The following is a 20,958-nucleotide window of genomic DNA, read 5'->3' as shown; positions in this document are numbered from 1 at the left end:
AGCCAAAAACGAAAAAAGTCCGCAATTACGCGGACTTAAGTATGATTTAGTGCCTGTTAATGCCAGACCTTTCTTAAAGGAGGATTATTCCCACTCGATCGTCGCTGGTGGCTTACCAGAGATGTCGTAAACAACGCGTGAGATGCCGTCAACTTCGTTGATGATACGGTTGGAAACCTTACCCAGGAAGTCGTATGGCAGGTGCGCCCAGTGCGCGGTCATGAAGTCGATGGTTTCCACTGCACGCAGTGAGACAACCCAGTCGTACTTACGGCCGTCGCCCATTACGCCAACAGAGCGAACTGGCAGGAATACAGTGAACGCTTGCGATACTTTGTTGTACAGATCGGCAGCATGCAGTTCTTCAATGAAGATAGCGTCCGCGCGACGCAGCAGGTCACAGTACTCTTTCTTGATCTCGCCCAGTACACGTACGCCCAGACCAGGACCTGGGAACGGGTGGCGGTACAGCATTTCGTATGGCAGACCCAGTTCCAGGCCGATCTTACGAACTTCGTCTTTGAACAGCTCACGCAGCGGCTCAACCAGACCCATTTGCATGTCTTCTGGCAGACCACCTACGTTGTGGTGCGATTTGATAACGTGTGCTTTACCGGTTTTTGATGCCGCAGACTCGATAACGTCAGGGTAAATAGTGCCCTGTGCCAGCCATTTCGCGTTGGCCAGTTTCTTCGACTCTTCGTCAAATACGTCCACGAACACGTGACCGATGGTCTTACGTTTTTCTTCCGGATCAGACTTGCCTTCCAGCGCTTTCAGGAAGCGAGCTTCCGCATCAATCTTGATGATGTTCAGGCCGAATTTATCGCCGAACATATCCATCACCTGCTGACCTTCGTTCAGGCGCAGCAGACCGTTGTCTACGAATACACACGTCAGCTTGTCACCGATAGCGCGGTGAACCAACATCGCAACCACAGATGAATCAACACCGCCAGACAGGCCCAGGATCACTTCGTCGTCGCCCACTTGCTCTTTAATGCGAGCAATTGCGTCTTCGATGATTGACTCAGAAGTCCACAGACGTTCACAACCACACACACCCAGCACAAAGTTTTCCAGCATCTGCTGACCTTGTTTGGTGTGAGTTACTTCTGGGTGGAACTGTACGCCGTAGTATTTCTTCTCTTCGTTGGCCATGGCCGCGTAAGGACAAGTGTCGGTCTCACCCACTTTCACGAAGTCAGCAGGGATCTCAACGACTTTATCACCGTGGCTCATCCACACATCTTGTGTTTCAGCCAGATCTTTAAACAGCGCAGACTCGCCAGATACTTTTACCTGTGCGTAGCCAAATTCACGCTCGTTTGAGCCAGCGACTTTACCGCCCAGTTGTTCTGCCATGGTTTGCATGCCGTAACATACACCCAGTACAGGAACACCTGAGTCGAATACATATTGAGGTGCGCGTGGCGAGTTCAGTTCAGTCACGCTTTCCGGGCCACCAGACAGGATGATACCGTCCGGATTGAATTCACGAATATCCGCTTCTTCAACGTCCCAGCTCCACAGTTCACAGTAAACACCGATTTCACGGACACGACGAGCTACCAGCTGAGTGTACTGAGAACCGAAGTCCAGGATCAGAATACGTTGGTCATGAATATTTTTAGTCATTTTGAGCAGTCTTATAAGCTAGGTTATTAAAACAGAGGCGAGTGTACCCGCCTCTTCTTAATGCTTCAAGGGAAAAGCAAACGTTTACCTCAAGGGTATAAGCAGAAAAAACATGGCCAGTTTTACACTGGCCACATCATCATCACTTAACCGCGACGGTAGTTTGGCGCTTCCTTGGTAATTTGTACGTCATGTACATGAGACTCTTGCATACCTGCACCAGAGATACGAACAAATTCAGCTTTAGTACGCATATCTTCAATCGTTGCAGAGCCAGTCAGACCCATGCTTGAACGCAGACCACCCATTTGCTGGTGAACGATCTCTTTCAGACGACCTTTGTATGCGATACGACCTTCAATGCCTTCAGGAACCAGCTTGTCTGCCGCGTTGTCGGACTGGAAGTAACGGTCAGAAGAACCCTGAGACATCGCGCCCAGAGACCCCATGCCACGGTAAGCTTTGTAAGAACGGCCGTTGTAAAGAATCACTTCGCCCGGTGCTTCTTCAGTACCCGCGAACATAGAACCAACCATTACGCAAGATGCGCCGGCCGCGATAGCTTTACAGATGTCACCCGAGAAACGGATACCGCCGTCAGCGATAACCGGGATACCGTATTGGTTCGCCACTTCTGAAGCATCTGCGATCGCGCTGATCTGAGGCACACCCACACCAGTGACAATACGAGTCGTACAGATAGAGCCAGGGCCGATACCCACTTTTACTGCGCTCACGCCAGCTTCAATCAGCGCTTTCGCGCCAGCCGCTGTTGCAACGTTACCGCCGATGATGTCCAGGTCAGGGTAAGTTGCGCGAGTATCACGGATACGTTGCAGAACACCTTCAGAGTGGCCGTGTGAAGAGTCGATCAACAGAACGTCAACCCCCGCTTCAACCAGGGCTGCAACACGTGCTTCGTTACCCGCACCAGCACCCACAGCAGCACCAACGCGCAGACGACCACGTGCATCTTTACATGCATGTGGCTTACGCTCGGCTTTGTGGAAGTCTTTTGCGGTGATCATACCGGTCAGTTGGAAGTCGTCGTTAACAACCAGAACTTTCTCAACACGTGCTTCGTGCATTTTTTCCTGCACTTCTGCGCGGGTTGCACCTTCTTTCACTGAAGCCAGACGCTCTTTTGGAGTCATCACAACAGACACTTTCTTGTTCAGGTCGGTGACGAAACGTACGTCACGACCCGTGATGATACCTACCAGCTCGTTGCTTTCAGTGACGACCGGGAAACCGGCAAAACCGTGTTTTTCAGTCAGAGCAACCACATCAGCGATAGTCGCGTCAGGGTTGACGGTGACAGGATCCGTTACCACGCCCGCTTCGAATTTCTTCACGGTACGAACTTCAGCAGCTTGCTGCTCAATCGACATGTTCTTGTGGATAAAGCCAATGCCACCTTCCTGAGCCAGAGCGATAGCCAGACGGGCTTCCGTCACGGTATCCATCGACGCAGAAATCATTGGGATGTTCAGTTGGATGTTTTTCGTCAGCTGAGTGCGAAGATCAGCTGTATTTGGGAGAACGGTGGAGTGTGCTGGCACAAGTAGTACATCATCGAATGTCAGCGCTTCTTTGGCAATTCTTAGCATTTGCAATATCTCACAATTAATAGGAGTAAAAAGAACAATCCAAGCCTCATCGTTTCGCATAATGAGTTACAGCAGTGCTGTATTTGGATTAGATATTGCGGACGCATTATACGCCCAGAGCAATCGTTTGACCACACGTTTTTTCATTTTTTATTTGCATTACCCCCCTTGATATGTATTATATTGCCGCTAACTTCCATACTCACGTCTGAGAAACTTAGCGAGCCTTCCTTGACTAATCAAAACATCTACACCGTTTCACGCCTCAATGCTGAAGTCCGTTTATTACTGGAAAATGAAATGGGCGTGGTGTGGCTGATTGGTGAAATCTCCAACTTCTCCGCACCGGTTTCCGGTCACTGGTATCTGACCCTTAAAGACTCCCGCGCCCAGGTAAAATGTGCCATGTTCAAAGGCAATAACCGTATGGTGCGTTTTAAACCGCAAAACGGCCAGCAGGTACTGGTCAAGGCCCGTCTGTCGCTGTACGAACCGCGTGGCGACTACCAGTTGATTATTGAAAGTATGCAACCGGAAGGCGATGGCCGTCTGCAGCAGGAATTTGAACAGCTGAAGATGAAACTGGCCGGTGAAGGCCTGTTTGCCCACACGCTGAAGCAGCCTCTGCCGGAACATCCGCGCTGTGTCGGTATTATTACCTCCAAAACCGGTGCAGCCCTGCACGATATTCTCAACGTACTCAAACGACGCGATCCCAGCCTGCCGGTTATCATCTACCCGACTCTGGTGCAGGGTGAAGAGGCGGCAATCAGTATCGCCCAGGCCATCGGCCGGGCCAATGCCCGTGCCGAATGTGATGTGCTGATCGTAGGTCGTGGTGGGGGTTCGCTGGAAGATCTATGGTGCTTTAACCATGAGATTGTCGCGCGGACTATCTCCGCCAGCCAGATCCCGATCATCAGTGCGGTCGGGCATGAAATTGATGTCACCATTGCCGACTTTGTCGCCGATGTGCGCGCCGCGACGCCGTCTGCTGCTGCTGAACTAGTCAGCCGCGACAACAGCCATAAGAAACAGGCGTTTCAGGGCTTTGAGCATAAACTGGCCAGCGCAATGCGCCACTACTTTGCCGGGCACAAAGCTCAGGTAAGCCGCCTGCAGTACCGTCTCGACAAGCAACATCCGATGTATCGTCTGCAGCGTCAGCAGCAGCAACTCGATGAGCTTACGATGCGCCTTGAGCGCGCCACGCAGCGCCAGCTCAGTTGTATCCGTCAGCACCTCAACAAACAGCAGCACCGTTTAGAGCTGCAATCACCGGATAAAACCCTGCGCGAGCAGAAATACACTCTGGCTCTGCGCGAGAGAGCGCTGCAGGAGGCGATGCAACGCCTGGTGACCCGTTCACAACACCGCTTTGCCCGTCTGGCCGACAAGCTCAATACCGTCAGTCCGCTGGCAACCCTATCGCGTGGCTACTCAATCACCCAAACCGAACACGGCAAGATTGTACGCCAGCCACAGGATGTGCAAACGGGCGACCGTCTGGTGACCCGTTTAGCCGATGGCGAGATCTATTCCATCGCCGAGTAATCACGCTTTCGCAGGCTGAAATTCAAATCGTACCCGTGATTTGGATTTCAGCTCATTGCACTGGTTGCAAAAATAGCTTGCCGCACCACATGCCTGCAATTTTTCCATTGCAGCAGCGCAATCCGGACAAAATCCGACTTTGTCAAAATAGCACTGACACGGCTTGCAGTAATAATGCCCATCCCATTCCAGCTCCTGCTTACAGCGGGGACAACTATTGTTCATATGCTTTCCTCTTCTGCTGCCTGTCACACCAGCCTGGTTATTCCCCACCCGATCTGATTGACTCAATTTATCCTGAGCTCATCCTGTGTGATCTCAGAACTGCAATCCATGATCTTTATCACAAGCGCTGCTGCTATGCCTATTTTTTACCCCAGTGCTTGCTATGCTGAGCAGACAAAGATCGTCACCTGATCTTATGCTTTCTACATCTTGATCAGCGATCTACCCCGAAAAGAACATTTATATCACCACACACCGAAAGCATAAGTTACATATTCTGCATTTGGATTTTAAACAGGATTAAAGTCTTAAAATGAATTTAATGAGATCAAATAAAAGAATTTAATAAAAAGATCATTGTTCCGAAGTATGATTTACACGAGTGTGCATTTCGATATGCTGCTCATCGCGCTGCGTCAGCCGAACCTGCAGGCTGCTAAACTCGGTCAGACTCGCGGAATGCGTTCCGCCACAAGGGATCACGGCCAGATTCCCCTCCTGCAGATCACACTGCCAGTAACGGGAATCGGTCAGATGTTCCCCTTCGCAGCGCATAGTGATCTGCGCCTCGGTCGCCAGCCAGTTCGCTAACTGCTGATTAACCTTATTCTCTATTTCAGCCAGATCCAGCAGCATATTCTCACTGTTTAAGCCTCTTTTACGGAGTGTTTTACCAAGGCGGTAAGTATCCAGGCAGCTATCCTGGTCAACAAAGCTGGTGACCTGAGCGTAACTGTTGAAATCACAATGGCCGTGCGGGTCTTTCCGTTCGGCATCTTTACGCCAGTAGCCAGCGGCCAGCACCTTATTCAGCGCCAGATAGGCAAGATGACCGGCACTGTGACCGCGGCTCAAACTGTGTTGGTACTCCTCATCCACACTCAGTACCACGTCCTCACCGACGCTGACTATGCTGTCAGACGCCTCAATCACATGCACCACTACAAACACCCAGCCCGGCTCATCGCGTTTAACCGGGATCGCCTGACCGACATACAGCTCGCCGCTCGCCAGTTCAATCGCCCCCACCTGGCAATCCGTCACCGCATAGCTCGCCTGAGCCGTGCTCAGGGTGCCACGATCTGCAGGATGATCCGGCCAGATGTGGCTGACCGGATGAAACGGGGTCCGCGCGGTAACAACATACAACTGGTCGCCCTGGAGCTGAATCTTCTGTACCGGGCTCGACAGGCTGAAAATAGCTTGAGTAAAAGTAATCTGGGTTGGGGTGTAAGACATAATAACTTCTCTGCAAAACGAAATGGAAAAACTCGGCGCTTAAGATAGCAAAAAGCCCGGCGATTGCCGGGCTTGAGTTTATTTTTTGCGACCTTTCATCATGGTCATAAGACGCTTACGTTTACGCTCTTGCGATAACGTCATCTTATTGGTTTTACCCTCAAACGGGTTTTCGCTGTTCTGGAACTGAATACGAATTGGCGTGCCCATGATGTCCAGCGACTTACGGTAATAGTTCATCAGATAACGTTTGTACGAATCTGGCAGTTCGTTCACCTGGTTACCGTGAATCACGATGATTGGCGGGTTGTAACCACCGGCGTGCGCGTATTTCAGCTTCACACGGCGTCCGCGTACCATTGGCGGCTGGTGATCGTCGGTCGCCATTTTCATAATACGGGTCAGAACTGACGTACCAACACGGGTCGTTGCCGAGCGATACGCTTCCTGCACCGATTCAAACAGGTGACCAACACCTGTACCGTGCAGGGCCGAGATAAAGTGGATACGGGCGAAATCAACGAAACCCAGACGACGATCCAGCTCTTTCTTAACACGCTCTTTGACGTCAATGTCCAGGCCGTCCCACTTGTTAACCGCAATCACGATTGAACGACCGGCATTAAGAGCAAAGCCCAGCAGGCTCAGATCCTGGTCAGAAATGTTTTCGCGCGCATCAACCACCAGCAGCACAACGTTGGCATCTTCGATCGCTTTCAGGGTTTTGACCACTGAGAACTTCTCAACCGTTTCGTTGATGCGCTTACGGCGACGGACACCCGCGGTGTCGATCAGAACGTATTCACGTTCATCGCGTTTCATCGGGATATAAATCGAATCACGCGTCGTACCCGGCATATCGTACACCACCACACGCTCTTCACCGAGGATACGGTTGGTCAGGGTCGATTTACCCACGTTCGGACGACCGATGATCGCCAGTTTGATTGGCTGATCCTGCAGGCGCTGATACGCTTGCTCGGCTTCTTCTTCGGTGTAATCCAACTGCTCTTCTTCTACGTCGACCATACCGGTCAGATCGTTCAGCTGGGCCTGCTCTTCCTGCATCTGCTCAGCCACAGGGCTTAGCACGCGGTCAATCAGCGCGCCGACACCACGACCGTGGGCCGCAGCGATCTGGTACATGTTGTCCACGCCCAGTTGCCAGAATTCCGCACTGGCCGCATCGGCATCAATACCATCCACTTTGTTCACCACCAGCACAGCGTTCTTTTCAACGCGGCGCAGGTGGGCAGCAATCGCTTCATCTGCCACCGTCAGGCCGGCACGACCGTCAACCAGGAACAGAACGACATCGGCTTCATCAATCGCAGCCAGAGACTGCTGAGCCATTTTGGTTTCCACACCTTCTTCGGTGCCGTCGATACCGCCGGTATCGATGACGATAAATTCATGCTCACCCAGTTTCGCCTGACCATACTTACGGTCACGAGTCAGACCAGGAAAGTCCGCTACCAGTGCATCTCGTGTGCGGGTGAGTCGGTTAAACAGTGTCGATTTACCTACATTAGGACGCCCAACAAGAGCAACTACAGGTATCATAACAACCTCTACAATATTCATTTCTTATGTAGTTATAGGTAAACACTCGAGCCCAAGCGTTAAATTTTTAACTATAACCACAAGTTTGTTTTGACTAGACGGATAATAATCCGGGCAATAAAAGGCTCCTGGCCGTTACCAGCCAGGAGCCTTTTGTGAATTATATCACGAATTATTAATTGATCTTGAGTTTCTTTATGTCGCCGTCGCGGGTCATCACCAGATAACCGTCATCGAGTGCCAGCGGTGCCACAGCGAAACCGCTGTCGTCCACCAGTTGCTGGGCAACAAAATCACCGCTGCTGCGGTCAATCCAGTGCAGATAACCTTCACTGTCACCGACCACCAGGTAACCATCGATCAGAGTCGGCGCCGTCAGCTGACGGTTTTGCAATTTATCGTTGCTCCACAGCTCAGTACCGCTGCGCGCATCAACCGCCACCACGTGATCTTTATCCGTCACCAGAAACAGGTTTGAACCGTCACTCGCCAGATCAATCGCAGATGAGTAATTGCGCTTCCACATCGGTTTACCCGAACGCAGGTCAATCGCAATCAGCTGACCGTTGAACCCAATCGTGTACAGAGTCGCACCAATAATCAGCGGCGATGAATCCACATCGACCAGACGATCAATCTCAGTTGCGCCTTTCGGCTGACCAACCGGCTGCTGCCAAATCATCTGACCGCGTTCAATGATCGCGGCCGCCAGACGGCCGGCAGATGTCCCCCAGAACACACCGCCGGAAGCCGTAGCCGGGCGGCTGTCACCACGCAGAGTCAGGGTTGGTACTTCAGTACTGATGGTCCATTGCTGTTCACCGCTTTCCGGATCGAGCGCCACCAGAGCGCCGCGGCTGGTATTAACCAGCACCAGGTTGCTGTCAGCGACCGGAGCCGCCAGCACTTCACCTTCCACGCTGACGCGCCAGGCCAGTTTACCGCTCTCTTCATCAAGCGCGATCACTTCACCGTTTTCACTGCCAAGATAGATTTGGCCGTACGCCGAGCTGATACCACCGGACAAACGAGCCGGAGTGTCATTGTGCTCCAGTTCCGCTTCCCATAGGGTTTTACCGTTTTTCGGATCGAGCGCTTTCACTTCCCCGTCACGGCTGGCGACAAACACTTTATCGTACGCGTAATCCGGCGCAAGCTTTGAGAAGTAATGACCGACACCGTCACCCACGGAGCTGCTCCACTGAGATTCAGGTGTAAATGCACTTTTCACCACCGGCACCGGCGCCATGATGATGTTTTCTTCTTCTCCAGCACAGCCGGCCAGTAAACCTACGACAGCCGCAGACAGGAGCACTTTGTTGAACATTTTTTTCATCAAGGTGTGCCCTTATTTGGCCAGGTCATCCAGTTTCATTTGCAGAGTCTGACTTGCGTCATCCGCCTGCTGCGCTTCGCTGTAAGCTGCATAAGCACCGGCTTTGTCACCGCTGCGCAGGGCGATATCACCGCGCAATTCAGCCACACGACCGGTCCAGCCGTTTTCAGTGATGCTGTCCAGCTCACTCAGAGCCGCTGAGTAGTCACCCTGCTCTGCCAGCACGCGAGCCACACGGTAAGTAATCACCGGTTTCAGCGCTGCGTCCTGGGTGGTTGACTGGGCCCATTTCAGTTGCGCCAGAGCTTCATCAAGCTGCTTCGCTTCAACCTGCACTTTAGCCAGTTGCAGCGCTGCCAGCACGGCGTATTCAGATTCTTTGTTGCCATCAATAAATTGCTGTACGTCAGCTTCGCCCTCTGCACCTTTCGAGGCCAGAGTCGTCATTGCGGCCGTGTAACTTGCGGATGCGGCTTCCTGCGCTTCAGAGACAGAGTCCTGATAAAAACGCCAGCCAAACAGACCACCCAAGCCGATCACTGCGCCAAAGATGACGGCTTTACCGTTCTCTTTCCACCAATCTTTGATCGCTTCAACTTGTTGTTCTTCAGTATCGTAGAGTTCCACTTCCTGTCCTCTTAGTATGAAATCTCAAAAATTAGCGTTTAGACGAGGTGCGCCAGTTTGGCTGCGATCTCGGTTTGCGAAACGGTTTCCTGTTCGCCACCGGCCAGATCTTTTAGTACCACAGTACCGTCTGCCACTTCGTTTTCACCCAGTACCAGAGCGACTGCCGCGCCGACTTTGTCTGCACGTTTGAACTGTTTCTTAAAGTTGCCGCCACCAAAGTGAGTCATCACACGCAGGCCAGGAACCGTCTCACGTAACTGCTCAGCCAGCTGCATGCCCGCAGTCAGGGTACCTTCACCCGCGGTCACCATGTACACATCGACATTGCGACGCACTTCGTTCAGTTCCAGGGTTTCCATCATCAGAACCAGACGCTCAAGGCCCATGGCGAAACCGACTGCCGGCGTTGCTTTACCGCCCAACTGCTCAACCAGACCGTCGTAACGACCACCGCCACAAACTGTGCCCTGGGAACCCAGGCTTTCAGTGATCCATTCAAATACAGTACGGTTGTAGTAATCCAGACCACGTACTAAACGCTCATTAACGGTGTATTCGATACCCGCCGCGTCGAGAAGTTCACACAAACCGGCAAAATGTTGTTTTGATTCAGCATCCAGGAAATCAGACAGCTTAGGCGCTTCACCCAGAATTGCCTGAACATCCGGATTTTTAGAGTCCAGCACACGCAGCGGGTTGGTGTACATGCGACGTTTACAATCATCGTCCAGCACATTCTGATACTGCTCAAGGTATTCAATCAGCGCACTGCGGTATTCCGCGCGTGCTTCCAGAGAACCGATTGAGTTCAGCTCCAGACGCACATACTTGGAGATGCCCATATCGCGCCACATGCGTGCAGTCATCATGATCAGTTCCGCATCCACATCCGGACCATCCAGACCAAATACCTCAACCCCACACTGGTGGAACTGACGGTAACGACCTTTCTGCGGACGCTCGTGACGGAACATCGGACCCATGTACCACAGACGCTGTTCCTGGTTGTAAAGCAGACCGTTTTCGATACCTGAACGAACACAGCCCGCAGTCCCCTCAGGACGCAGCGACAGGCTGTCGCCATTGCGGTCTTCGAAGGTGTACATCTCTTTTTCCACCACGTCGGTGACTTCACCGATAGCGCGGCTGAACAGATGGGTCATCTCAACGATTGGCATGCGCACTTCGTTGTAACCGTATGCGCTGATCACGTTTTTCACGATGCCTTCCACTTTTTGCCAAAGCGGAGACTGAGAAGGGAGGCAGTCGTTCATGCCTCGGATTGCTTGAATAGTCTTTGCCACAGTAAATTACCGTATATCGTTGAGATTAATCTTGTTGTTTCACGTCGATGCGGTTGTTTGCATCTAACACAGCGGCTTTAGCGCGAATTTTGGCTTCCAGACGATCAACCAGATCATCGTTGTCAAAACGCTCTTTCTGACGCACGCCATCTTCGTAAAACGCACTTTTCTTGTTGCTGCCTGCCAGACCTAAATGCGACACCTCAGCCTCACCCGGACCGTTGACCACACAGCCGATGATAGACACATCCATCGGGGTCAGCACGTCTTCCAGGCGCTGCTCGAGCGCGTTGACAGTCCCGATCACATCAAACTCCTGACGAGAACAGCTTGGGCAGGCGATAAAGTTGATTCCCCGCGAGCGGATACGCAGCGATTTGAGGATATCAAAACCGACTTTGATCTCTTCCACCGGGTCAGCGGCGAGCGAGATACGCAGCGTGTCACCAATGCCTTCCGCCAGCAGCATGCCAAGACCGACCGATGATTTCACTGCGCCAGCACGGGCACCGCCCGCTTCGGTAATCCCCAGGTGCAGCGGCTGGTCGATCTTCTTCGCCAGCAGGCGGTAAGAGTCGACGGCCAGGAACACATCCGAGGCTTTAACACTGACTTTGAACTGGTCGAAGTTAAGACGATCAAGAATATCAACATGACGCATCGCCGATTCAACCAGCGCTTCAGGCGTTGGTTCACCGTATTTCATCTGGATATCTTTTTCCAGAGAACCACCGTTGACACCGATACGGATAGGAATGCCTTTGTCGCGCGCACAATCCACCACGGAGCGGATACGACCTTCGTTACCGATATTGCCCGGGTTGATGCGCAGACAGTCAACACCGTACTCCGCCACTTTAAGCGCGATACGGTAGTCGAAGTGAATATCGGCCACCAAAGGCACCGATACCTGTTGTTTAATCTGACGGAACGCTTCCGCCGCGTCCATGGTCGGAACCGAGACACGCACAATGTCGGCTCCCACATTTTCCAACGCCTTGATTTGTGCAACCGTCGCAGCCACATCTGTGGTGCGGGTGTTGGTCATGGATTGTACGGCGATAGGCGCGCCGTCGCCAATAGGCACGTTACCCACGTAAATGCGTGTCGATGGGCGACGTTTGATAGGAGACTCGTGTTGCATAGTAATGTCTAAGGTAAGGTGAATCGTGCTACTTTGCCTGAAGTATACCCAGAAAGGTCGACAGGTTCACTCGCAAATGTCACTGACACGCCTTCCGGAGCACCAAGAATCACTTGCAACGGCTTTTCACCACGCAGATTCAGCGTCTGGCCGGCTTTTTTAATGCCGGTTGACAGGGTTTTACCGCTTGCGTCTTTGACCTGAATCCAGCAATCGGCAGTAAAGTTCAGGGTCAGCAGATTAGCCACGGCCTGTTCAGTCGTGGCGGACTCTTCAGGCATCGCTTGTTCAGAAACAACTTGTTCAGAGGCAACTTGCTCATCTGCGACTGGTTGCGGCTCTTCAGCCATATCGGTGTCCGCAACCATTTCTGCAGCATCGCTGTCTTGTGCAGCAGAGATCTCATCATCCACACCGTTGATGGTCGCAAAATCCGGCTGCATCTCATCGCTGTTGCCTGCCACGGTGCTTTCCACCACGGCAGACACCGCATCAGCAGCGCTGTCCGGCTTCAAGGTATCCTGCTCGTTATTTTGCCACCACCACAGAGAAGACATACCAATGATCACCAGCAGGATGATCCAGGTAATGGTCATGATACGGCTATCGTGCTTGTCACGCTTGGTCTTTTTAGAAAAGCTTTGCATGGTCTGCTCTTGAGGTTGCAGCCCTTCCATCGCTTCGAAAGCATCCACGATTTCGCTTTCTGATAAGCCAACGGCTTTGGCGTAGGAGCGCAGGTAACCACGGGTAAATGTCGCCACCAGGTCGGACTTAAAATTATTGTCTTCCAGATTCTGGATAATGGTGATACGCAGTCGCAGACGATCCGCGACCTGCTTTTGCGTTAAGCCCAGAGCTTCGCGCTTTTGCTTAAGAAGTGTTCCTGGTTGTACGTGTGGCGTGCTTGGTGTGAGGTTGTCTTGTTCTGTGTTCATCCGCAATGTCAATCTCGTGTTTTTGTGCTCAAATCCACTGTCCCGCGCGCTTTTATTATTGATTGTTAGTAGCCGTCAGGTTGTGAGTTTCAACAACAGGAATGTATTGGTGTTATTTTATCAGTCTTTTGTCCAGACTTTGATAATAGAGAATCATTCTAATAGATAATAGGCGGTAAACAACATGCAATTGGGAAAGAAATTACAGACAGCTCAAGGTTTTTCGTTAAATTGACACAGAAAGCCCCGCCCAGCCTGCTGTTGCCCTGCCCTGACACCAAAAACAATAAAGCCAGAGAGAACTCTGGCTTTATTGTAACTATCTGTATTAAAGCGTTTTAACCGGAATGGCATTTTCCGCGCTTTGTTTGAGCTTAGTCCGCTTGGTACGGTCAATCACATCACCGACCAACTGACCACATGCCGCATCGATGTCATCGCCACGGGTTTTACGTACCGTCACAGTGATATCGTATTCCATCAACACTTTCTGGAAACGGTCAATGCGCGAGTTGCTCGGTTTTTTGTACGGCGAACCCGGATACGGGTTAAACGGGATCAGGTTGACCTTGCACGGCGTATCTTTCATCAGCTGTGCCAGCTCATGCGCATGCTCTGTGCCATCGTTGACGTGATCCAGCAGAACATACTCCACCGTCACTTTACCGCGGTTCGCGTTGGACGAGGCAATGTAGCGACGCACAGACGCCAGGAAGTCCTGGATGTCCCAGCGATCATTGATCGGCATGATTTCACTGCGCAGTTTGTCGTTTGGCGCGTGCAGCGAGATAGCCAATGCCACGTCGATGTTGCCGGTCATTTGATCCAAGCCAGACACCACGCCAGAAGTTGATACGGTCACACGGCGCTTCGACAGGCCAAAACCCAGATCATCGAGCATAAGTTCCAGCGCTGGGATCAGGTTTTTCATGTTCAGCAGCGGCTCCCCCATACCCATCATCACCACGTTGGTGATAGGACGACGGCCGGTCTCTTTTTCCATGCCAATTTCACGTGCAGCACGCCACACCTGACCGATGATCTCTGATACCCGCAGGTTACGGTTAAAACCTTGCTGCGCCGTTGAGCAGAATTTGCATTCCAGAGCACAACCAACCTGAGACGATACACACAAAGTCGCGCGGTCGTCTTCCGGGATGTACACGGTTTCGACGTCCTGATCGCCAACACGCATCGCCCATTTGATCGTGCCGTCACTCGAGTGCTGCGCTTCCGATACATACGGTGCACGAATTTCACAGCGCTCTTTGAGCTGCTCACGCAGTTTCTTGTTCAAGTTGGTCATCTTATCGAAGTCATCACAGCCAAAGTGATAGATCCACTTCATAACCTGCTCAGCGCGGAATGCTTTGTCGCCCAGTTCTTCAACGAAAAATTCGCGCATGCCTTTGCGATCAAAATCGAGCAGATTGACTTTTTCTGTGCTCATGTGGCCTCTCAGAGATGGAACAAGAATTAAGGGCGCGAATTGTACAGCCTTTACGCAGTGACAACAAGAGTTGAAAAACCATGACTTTACTAAGACATTAATAAAGCAATGATTAAATTTTAACCAGACAAACTTTGAACTGGCTCACACTGGCTGAAAGCCGTACTGAGCGCACCGCAAAGACAAAAAAAGCCCTCCGCAGAGAGCTTTCAACCGGTCAATTGCAACTGACTAAGTGTCAATCACTGACTTGCTAGGTGTCAATCAATGACAAATTTGCTGATTTGCTTATTTACTGCGTGGGCAAATTTCAGATTGCGGAAAGAAAAACTCGATTTCACGCGCTGCCGATTCCGGGCTGTCGCTGCCGTGCACTGAGTTGAGACGCATGCTAATCGCGTAGTCAGCACGCAGTGTGCCACAAGCCGCCTGCTCCGGGTTGGTTTTCCCCATCAGCTCACGGTAACGGGCAATCGCATTTTCGCCTTCCAGTACCTGAACCATGATAGGACCAGACGTCATAAACTCTTTCAATGGCGCGAAGAACTCTTTGCCTTCGTGCTCAGCATAGAAACCGCTTGCCTGTTCATTATTCAACTGCACCATTTTGGCCGCGATAATGCGCAGACCCGCTTTTTCAATGCGGTGGTAAATTTCGCCGATCAGATTACGTTCTACTGCGTCAGGCTTAATAATCGAAAATGTTCTTTCAAGAGCCATAAGATAGATGTCCTTTATTGACTATTTTAGTTATTTACCGCCCTCTCACTCCGCATACCGGTGGCATGCCGGCATTTGGCCCCTGAGAGCGGCCATCAGGGCAACTCAGGCTGCCCTGTGTGACGGGATGGGTTTACTTGGCTTCATCCATCAGAATGCGTGCGACAGTACGGATACCAGTACCGGTTGCACCTGCGCCCCATTTATCGCTGGCTGACTTGCGGTAAGTCGCCGCGCAATCGACGTGCAGCCATCCCTGCTTGTAGTTATCGACAAAGTACGACAGGAAGGCTGCTGCTGTGCTGGCACCCGGTGAATAATCACCTGAGCTGATGTTCGACAGATCAGCAAAGTTCGATGGCAGCATCTCACGGTGGAAATCGGCCAGTGGCAGTGGCCACAGACCTTCGTGCTCTTCTTTCGCGGCCGTCAGCGCGTTGTGCGACAACTGGTCGTCAAAGCTCAGCAACGCGTGGTAATCGTTACCCAGCGCGTTTTTCGCCGCGCCGGTCAGGGTCGCACAATCAATAATCAGCTCTGGTTTCTGCTCTGACGCGTAGATCAGACCATCCGCCAGCACCAGGCGACCTTCAGCATCAGTGTTCATGATCTCAACGGTTTTACCGTTTTTGTAGGTGATCACATCGCCCAGTTTCAGCGCGCGGCCGGAAACCATGTTTTCCGCGCAGCACAGGATCAGTTTAACCCGCTTATTGAAACCACGCAGAATCGCCAGACCGAGCGCGCCGGTTACAGTCGCAGAACCCCCCATGTCCGATTTCATCGCGGTCATGAAGTTCGATGGCTTCAGGCTGTAACCACCTGAGTCGAAAGTAATGCCTTTACCGACCAGACACGCGAACACGGGGGCGTTTTCATCACCGGTCGGGTTAAAGTCGAGTTGCAGCATCGCAGAGGTACGCTCTGAGCCGCGACCAACCGCGTAAATACCTTCCCAGCCCTCGGTAAGCAGATCTTTATCTTTCACGATGCGGTAAGAGACCGCATCAGGCGCCAGCGATTTAATGAATTCAGCCGCCATCGTGGCCAGCTGACGCGGTGCCACTTCTTCGGCACTTTTGTTGATGATGTCGCGCGTCCAGTCAGAGGTTTTGATGCGCGCCTGCAGTTCATTCTCTTCTGCAGCGGCCAGAGCGTTCCACTCCAGCGTATTCTTGCGCTTGGCATCACGGTAGCCCTGGTAAAACGCCCAGATAGCTTCCAGAGTCCAGCCTTCACCGTCGAGCAGTAACGCACGCAGTCCCTGACTATCGAGTTTACGTGCGGCACGTTGAATAGCGCCCAGATCATGGGTTTGATCGAGGTGAATGGTTGCACCCTGTTCAGAAAACGAAATAAGCGCCTTCTCTCCCCACTGAGGCTGGGCAGATTCTTGGCTAATAAATACAGACATCTGTGTAGACATGGTTACTCCTTGTCTTTATCGTGGCATTGCTTGGCCACGTCGAATAATGAACGTTCGGATGTTAGCATTTTGTCAGGTAAAAATGTCAAATTGATAAAAAAACGGACCATTTGGCCCGTTTCTTTTGCTCAAAACTGTTAACTTGGCTTTATTTCCAAACTCGTGGTTGCCAGGTTCAAGGCTTAAGCTTAATCGCGCTCATCCATCCAGCACAGGATTACCGCTTCGAGAATCTTTTCATTTGAGTGGTTAGGCTCATCATCAAAATCTTCCAGATCCAGAATCCACTGATGCAAGTCAGTAAAGCGTACTGTCTGCGGATCAATGTCCGGATACAGGTCGCACAGTTCAATCGCGATATCGCGTGAGTCGGTCCATTTCATAGCATCGCTCCTAGGATAAAACGCCCCGCATCCGTGAGGAAGCAGGGCTGATTAAATGAATAGAATTAATGATCTTCGCTGGCGTGGTTGAGCGAGTACTTAGGAATCTCGACCACCAGGTCTTCATCCGCAACCCGAGCCTGACAGCTCAGACGAGATTCCGGCTCCAGACCCCATGCTTTATCCAGCATATCATCTTCCAGCTCGTCACTCTCTTCCAGTGAATCAAAACCTTCACGAACAATACAGTGGCAAGTGGTACACGCACATGATTTCTCACACGCGTGGTCAATACTGATACCGTTTTTTAGTGCCACATCCAGAATGGTTTCTCCTGGTTGCGCTTCTAATACTGCGCCTTCAGGACAAAGGGATTCATGAGGCAAAACAATAATCTTTGGCATGGTTATAATCTCTTTAAATCTCGTCAACAGAATGACCGGCCAGTGCCGCGCGGATGGATTTATCCATACGACGTGAGGCAAACTCCTGACTGGCTTTGTCGGTATCTTTAATTCCCTGCTCAATCGCATCAGCATTATCGCCATTGCGCAGTTCAATCAGGCTTTCAATTGCCTGCAGCAGTGCCTGACGCTCTTGCTCATTGAGCAGGTCATCACCGTCTGCCTGCAGCGCTGAAATCAGACCTTCAATCACGCGGTCTGCTTCAACACGTTGCTCAACCAGAGCACGGGCCTGCATGTCATCTTTGGCATGGGCCATCGAATCTTTCAGCATGTCCGCCACTTCATTATCGCTCAGACCGTAAGACGGTTTGACCTGAATTTCGGAGTGCACGCCAGTACTTTTTTCCATCGCCGTCACCGACAGCAGGCCATCGGCATCGACCTGGTAGGTGACGCGAATGTGTGCCGCGCCGGCCGCCATCGGCGGAATGCCTTTCAGCGAGAAACGCGCCAGAGAACGACAATCGTCGACCAGTTCACGTTCACCCTGCACCACGTGCACGCTCATTGCGGTCTGGCCGTCTTTGAAGGTGGTAAATTCCTGCGCGCGGGCGACAGGGATCGTGGTGTTACGCGGAATGATTTTCTCCACCAGGCCGCCCATGGTTTCAATACCGAGCGACAGCGGAATCACATCCAGCAGCAGCATTTCTGAATCCGGCTTGTTACCAGCCAGGATATCGGCCTGAATCGCCGCGCCAATCGCGACCACTTCATCCGGGTTGATGCTGGTCAGCGGGGTACGGCCAAAGAATTCGCCCACCATGTCACGCACATAAGGCGTGCGGGTTGAACCACCGACCATTACCACTTCCAGCACTTCCTCAGCGCTGACATCCGCATCTTTCAATGCGCGGCGGCAAGACAGCAGGGTCTTTTTCACCAGTGGCTGAATCAGTTCATTCAGAGTCTCGCGGCTCAAGGTACCGCTCCAGCCCAGTACCGATACTTCGGTCTCTGCGCTGTCGGTCAGGGCAATTTTCGCCGCGGTCGCAGCATTCAGCAGACTACGGTAATGTTCTGCGCTCAGCTTACCGGTCTGGCCACTCAGTTGTTGCAGGTGCTCAGCAATCAGGTGGTCAAAGTCATCGCCGCCCAGCGCAGAATCACCGCCAGTCGCCAGCACTTCAAACACCCCTTTCGACAGGCGCAGAATGGAAATATCAAAGGTACCACCACCGAGGTCGTAAACCGCGATCACACCTTCCTGACCCGAGTCCAGGCCGTAGGCAATCGCCGCAGCGGTTGGTTCATTGAGCAGGCGCAGGACATGCAGACCCGCCAGGCTGGCGGCATCTTTGGTGCCGACACGCTGCGCATCATCAAAATACGCCGGGACGGTGATCACCACGCCCGCCAGTTCACCACCCAGGGTGTGCTCGGCGCGCTGGCCTAACGCTTTCAGAATATCAGCAGAAACCTGAATCGGGTTTTTGTCACCGCGTGCGGTTTGCATCACAGGTAAGCCATTGTCACTGGCTTTGAAGTGGTATGGCAGGTTGCGGTAACGCTGCTGGATATCCTGTAATGAACGGCCCAGCAGACGTTTCACCGAAATAATGGTGTTTTGCGGATCTGCCTGCGCTTTATCTCGTGCGTCGTAACCCACAGAAATCTCGTCGCCAGCGTAGTTGACTACGGATGGCAGAATGCTTCTGCCCTGCTGGTCGACCAAGGTAGACGCTGTCCCACTTCGAACCGAAGCAACCAGCGAGTTGGTGGTTCCCAGGTCAATGCCAGCCGCCAGCTTGTGCTGGTGCGGGGCTGAGCTTTGGCCGGGTTCTGCAATCTGAAGTAATGCCATGGATGGGTCCTTTTATTTGAATTAGCCGAGCAGTTTGTCTTCGACTCGTTCTATTTCATTTTTTAATTTGGCAATAAATTTGAGCTTACGAACGGTGTCAGCAGCGACATCCCATTGCATCTTATTCAGCTCCTGTTCTACCTGAGCTAAATGCTGTTTGTACATGCGGCTCACTTTCGCATCGAAATCAAACAGAGCACTTTCCGGGTCCGCGCTGTGTTCAACCGCTTCCAGTTCCTCACGCAGCTCCATCTGTTCCATCAGGAACATCGGATCCTGCAGCGTCTGCTGCTCGCCACGTAACTCTACCCCGTTGAGTGACAACAGGTATTCGGCGCGGTTAATTGGGCTTTTTAACACTTGATGGGCGTCATTAATCTGCGCCGCTTTCTGTACCGCCATCAGACGGTCGCGCTCAGAGGCGGTGGCAAAGTTATCCGGGTGGAAACGTCTTTGCAACTCGCGAAACTGAGAAGAAAGAAGGCTACCATCCAGATCAAACTGAGTTGGTAGCCCAAATAATTCAAAGTAATTCATGTAAAACCGGTCCCTATGCTCGGGCTCTGGCCGTACTCAACGTCCGCCAAAACACCGATATGATGCCCCGGTCAGAACCAGTCAGTAACAGATGATGCGCTCAGGGCTTGGGGGATGCTATCGACATCACACTTGGCCAGTCAACGAACGTCATCATCAGACAATGACTCAACTCACCGGGAGACAACCGTTAAACGTTGAAGCTTTCACCGCAACCACATTCACTTTTCGAATTTGGGTTGTCAAATTCAAAGCCTTCGTTTAACCCTTCTTTCTTGTAATCAAGCTGAGTGCCGTCGAGGTAAACCAGGCTCTTCGCATCAATGATCACTTTCACACCGTGATCTTCGAACACCTCATCTCCCTCGTTGAGTTCGTCAACGAACTCCAACACGTAAGCCATACCAGAGCAGCCCGTCGTTTTTACGCCCAAACGTAATCCAATGCCCTTGCCACGATTGTCAAGGAAGGATCTCACTCGGTTTGCTGCGGTTTCTGTTAGGGTAATGGCCATGTTACAACCTTTGACTGTCAATGAATAAAGGGGGGGAGCAGCACTCTGCTCCCACATAAATTACTGATCGTGTTTTTTCTTGTAATCCGCAACGGCGGCTTTGATCGCGTCTTCTGCCAGAATTGAACAGTGAACTTTCACTGGAGGCAATTCCAGTTCTTCTGCGATTTCAGCGTTCTTGATAGCAGCCGCTTCATCGATAGATTTACCTTTAACCCACTCGGTTACCAGTGAGCTGGACGCGATAGCACTACCGCAACCGTAGGTTTTGAATTTTGCATCTTCGATGATGCCTTCCGGTGATACTTTGATTTGCAGACGCATTACGTCGCCACAAGCCGGAGCACCAACCATGCCGCTGCCGATTGATGGGTCTTCTTTGTCAAATGAACCAACGTTACGTGGGTTCTCGTAGTGATCAATTACTTTTTCGCTGTATGCCATGATAGTTACCTCAAATCCTCTATATCCCTGGA

At 51.9% G+C, this 20,958-nt stretch carries 20 protein-coding genes; 1 reads left to right on the top strand and 19 read right to left on the bottom strand.

Annotation, left to right across the window (positions count from 1 at the left end; all coding sequences use genetic code 11):
• Positions 1–84: 84 nt before the first annotated feature.
• Positions 85–1,638, bottom strand: a complete 1,554-nt coding sequence (gene guaA / locus J0X00_RS15500; RefSeq protein ID WP_136483496.1) for a glutamine-hydrolyzing GMP synthase — start codon at positions 1,636–1,638, stop codon at positions 85–87.
• A 146-nt stretch (positions 1,639–1,784) separates the two neighbouring features.
• Positions 1,785–3,248, bottom strand: a complete 1,464-nt coding sequence (gene guaB / locus J0X00_RS15495; protein WP_136483495.1) for an IMP dehydrogenase — start codon at positions 3,246–3,248, stop codon at positions 1,785–1,787.
• Between the two features lie 168 nt (positions 3,249–3,416).
• On the opposite strand from guaB, the gene xseA reads away from it, so the two are divergent.
• A complete protein-coding gene (gene xseA, locus J0X00_RS15490) occupies positions 3,417–4,802 on the top strand; it encodes an exodeoxyribonuclease VII large subunit (protein ID WP_282477151.1) in 1,386 nt (461 codons plus the stop codon).
• Here the strand turns inward: xseA and J0X00_RS15485 are convergent, their stop codons facing one another.
• From J0X00_RS15485 to iscU, 17 genes are all read right to left on the bottom strand, one after another.
• Entirely contained in the window at positions 4,803–5,027 is a 225-nt protein-coding gene (locus J0X00_RS15485) for a zinc ribbon domain-containing protein (RefSeq protein WP_282477150.1), read from the bottom strand. It lies immediately after the preceding gene.
• Between the two features lie 354 nt (positions 5,028–5,381).
• Positions 5,382–6,266 carry an alanyl-tRNA editing protein gene (locus tag J0X00_RS15480; protein WP_282477149.1) on the bottom strand — a complete coding sequence of 295 codons (885 nt, stop codon included), beginning with the start codon at positions 6,264–6,266 and terminating at the stop codon, positions 5,382–5,384.
• Between the two features lie 78 nt (positions 6,267–6,344).
• On the bottom strand, positions 6,345–7,829 hold the full coding sequence (gene der, locus J0X00_RS15475; protein ID WP_136483491.1) for a ribosome biogenesis GTPase Der: 1,485 nt from the start codon (positions 7,827–7,829) through the stop codon (positions 6,345–6,347).
• A gap of 175 nt (positions 7,830–8,004) precedes the next feature.
• Positions 8,005–9,165, bottom strand: a complete 1,161-nt coding sequence (gene bamB / locus J0X00_RS15470; protein WP_136483490.1) for an outer membrane protein assembly factor BamB — start codon at positions 9,163–9,165, stop codon at positions 8,005–8,007.
• A 12-nt stretch (positions 9,166–9,177) separates the two neighbouring features.
• Positions 9,178–9,792 (bottom strand): YfgM family protein, encoded by a 615-nt coding sequence (locus J0X00_RS15465; RefSeq protein WP_136483489.1) that lies wholly within the window; start codon positions 9,790–9,792, stop codon positions 9,178–9,180.
• A 38-nt stretch (positions 9,793–9,830) separates the two neighbouring features.
• Positions 9,831–11,099 carry a histidine--tRNA ligase gene (gene hisS, locus J0X00_RS15460; RefSeq protein ID WP_282477148.1) on the bottom strand — a complete coding sequence of 423 codons (1,269 nt, stop codon included), beginning with the start codon at positions 11,097–11,099 and terminating at the stop codon, positions 9,831–9,833.
• A gap of 25 nt (positions 11,100–11,124) precedes the next feature.
• Positions 11,125–12,243 carry a flavodoxin-dependent (E)-4-hydroxy-3-methylbut-2-enyl-diphosphate synthase gene (ispG, locus tag J0X00_RS15455; RefSeq protein WP_136483487.1) on the bottom strand — a complete coding sequence of 373 codons (1,119 nt, stop codon included), beginning with the start codon at positions 12,241–12,243 and terminating at the stop codon, positions 11,125–11,127.
• Between the two features lie 8 nt (positions 12,244–12,251).
• Entirely contained in the window at positions 12,252–13,181 is a 930-nt protein-coding gene (gene rodZ / locus J0X00_RS15450; RefSeq protein ID WP_282477147.1) for a cytoskeleton protein RodZ, read from the bottom strand.
• Positions 13,182–13,509: 328 nt separating this feature from the next.
• On the bottom strand, positions 13,510–14,631 hold the full coding sequence (locus J0X00_RS15445) for a bifunctional tRNA (adenosine(37)-C2)-methyltransferase TrmG/ribosomal RNA large subunit methyltransferase RlmN (protein WP_218562250.1): 1,122 nt from the start codon (positions 14,629–14,631) through the stop codon (positions 13,510–13,512).
• Positions 14,632–14,919: 288 nt separating this feature from the next.
• The gene (ndk, locus tag J0X00_RS15440; protein WP_282477146.1) at positions 14,920–15,351 is read right to left on the bottom strand and encodes a nucleoside-diphosphate kinase; all 432 of its coding nucleotides are present in this window, start codon (positions 15,349–15,351) and stop codon (positions 14,920–14,922) included.
• A 133-nt stretch (positions 15,352–15,484) separates the two neighbouring features.
• On the bottom strand, positions 15,485–16,777 hold the full coding sequence (gene pepB, locus J0X00_RS15435; RefSeq protein ID WP_282477145.1) for an aminopeptidase PepB: 1,293 nt from the start codon (positions 16,775–16,777) through the stop codon (positions 15,485–15,487).
• Between the two features lie 188 nt (positions 16,778–16,965).
• Positions 16,966–17,160, bottom strand: coding sequence for a Fe-S cluster assembly protein IscX (gene iscX, locus J0X00_RS15430; protein ID WP_136483482.1), 195 nt, complete (start codon positions 17,158–17,160; stop codon positions 16,966–16,968).
• Between the two features lie 65 nt (positions 17,161–17,225).
• Entirely contained in the window at positions 17,226–17,564 is a 339-nt protein-coding gene (gene fdx / locus J0X00_RS15425) for an ISC system 2Fe-2S type ferredoxin (RefSeq protein WP_136483481.1), read from the bottom strand.
• Positions 17,565–17,577: 13 nt separating this feature from the next.
• The gene (gene hscA / locus J0X00_RS15420; RefSeq protein WP_136483480.1) at positions 17,578–19,431 is read right to left on the bottom strand and encodes a Fe-S protein assembly chaperone HscA; all 1,854 of its coding nucleotides are present in this window, start codon (positions 19,429–19,431) and stop codon (positions 17,578–17,580) included.
• A 21-nt stretch (positions 19,432–19,452) separates the two neighbouring features.
• Entirely contained in the window at positions 19,453–19,968 is a 516-nt protein-coding gene (hscB, locus tag J0X00_RS15415; RefSeq protein WP_136483479.1) for a co-chaperone HscB, read from the bottom strand.
• A 190-nt stretch (positions 19,969–20,158) separates the two neighbouring features.
• Complete coding sequence (iscA, locus tag J0X00_RS15410) at positions 20,159–20,482, bottom strand: iron-sulfur cluster assembly protein IscA (RefSeq protein ID WP_136483478.1); 324 nt, start codon at positions 20,480–20,482, stop codon at positions 20,159–20,161.
• A gap of 60 nt (positions 20,483–20,542) precedes the next feature.
• Complete coding sequence (gene iscU / locus J0X00_RS15405) at positions 20,543–20,926, bottom strand: Fe-S cluster assembly scaffold IscU (RefSeq protein WP_136483477.1); 384 nt, start codon at positions 20,924–20,926, stop codon at positions 20,543–20,545.
• Positions 20,927–20,958: the final 32 nt, after the last annotated feature.

Source organism: Vibrio sp. ABG19 (genome assembly GCF_029962385.1).
Lineage (GTDB): Bacteria > Pseudomonadota > Gammaproteobacteria > Enterobacterales > Vibrionaceae > Vibrio > Vibrio ostreae.
This window is presented reverse-complemented; position numbering and strand designations above follow the sequence as displayed.

Coding starts and splice junctions, on each gene's coding strand:
- guaA (WP_136483496.1), bottom strand. CDS start 1,638: ATGACTAAAAATATTCATGACCAACGTATTCTGATCCTGGACTTCGGT.
- ndk (WP_282477146.1), bottom strand. CDS start 15,351: ATGGCTCTTGAAAGAACATTTTCGATTATTAAGCCTGACGCAGTAGAA.
- guaB (WP_136483495.1), bottom strand. CDS start 3,248: ATGCTAAGAATTGCCAAAGAAGCGCTGACATTCGATGATGTACTACTT.
- hscA (WP_136483480.1), bottom strand. CDS start 19,431: ATGGCATTACTTCAGATTGCAGAACCCGGCCAAAGCTCAGCCCCGCAC.
- J0X00_RS15480 (WP_282477149.1), bottom strand. CDS start 6,266: ATGTCTTACACCCCAACCCAGATTACTTTTACTCAAGCTATTTTCAGC.
- J0X00_RS15445 (WP_218562250.1), bottom strand. CDS start 14,631: ATGAGCACAGAAAAAGTCAATCTGCTCGATTTTGATCGCAAAGGCATG.
- iscA (WP_136483478.1), bottom strand. CDS start 20,482: ATGGCCATTACCCTAACAGAAACCGCAGCAAACCGAGTGAGATCCTTC.
- pepB (WP_282477145.1), bottom strand. CDS start 16,777: ATGTCTACACAGATGTCTGTATTTATTAGCCAAGAATCTGCCCAGCCT.
- hscB (WP_136483479.1), bottom strand. CDS start 19,968: ATGAATTACTTTGAATTATTTGGGCTACCAACTCAGTTTGATCTGGAT.
- rodZ (WP_282477147.1), bottom strand. CDS start 13,181: ATGAACACAGAACAAGACAACCTCACACCAAGCACGCCACACGTACAA.
- iscX (WP_136483482.1), bottom strand. CDS start 17,160: ATGAAATGGACCGACTCACGCGATATCGCGATTGAACTGTGCGACCTG.
- bamB (WP_136483490.1), bottom strand. CDS start 9,165: ATGAAAAAAATGTTCAACAAAGTGCTCCTGTCTGCGGCTGTCGTAGGT.
- ispG (WP_136483487.1), bottom strand. CDS start 12,243: ATGCAACACGAGTCTCCTATCAAACGTCGCCCATCGACACGCATTTAC.
- der (WP_136483491.1), bottom strand. CDS start 7,829: ATGATACCTGTAGTTGCTCTTGTTGGGCGTCCTAATGTAGGTAAATCG.
- fdx (WP_136483481.1), bottom strand. CDS start 17,564: ATGCCAAAGATTATTGTTTTGCCTCATGAATCCCTTTGTCCTGAAGGC.
- iscU (WP_136483477.1), bottom strand. CDS start 20,926: ATGGCATACAGCGAAAAAGTAATTGATCACTACGAGAACCCACGTAAC.
- J0X00_RS15485 (WP_282477150.1), bottom strand. CDS start 5,027: ATGAACAATAGTTGTCCCCGCTGTAAGCAGGAGCTGGAATGGGATGGG.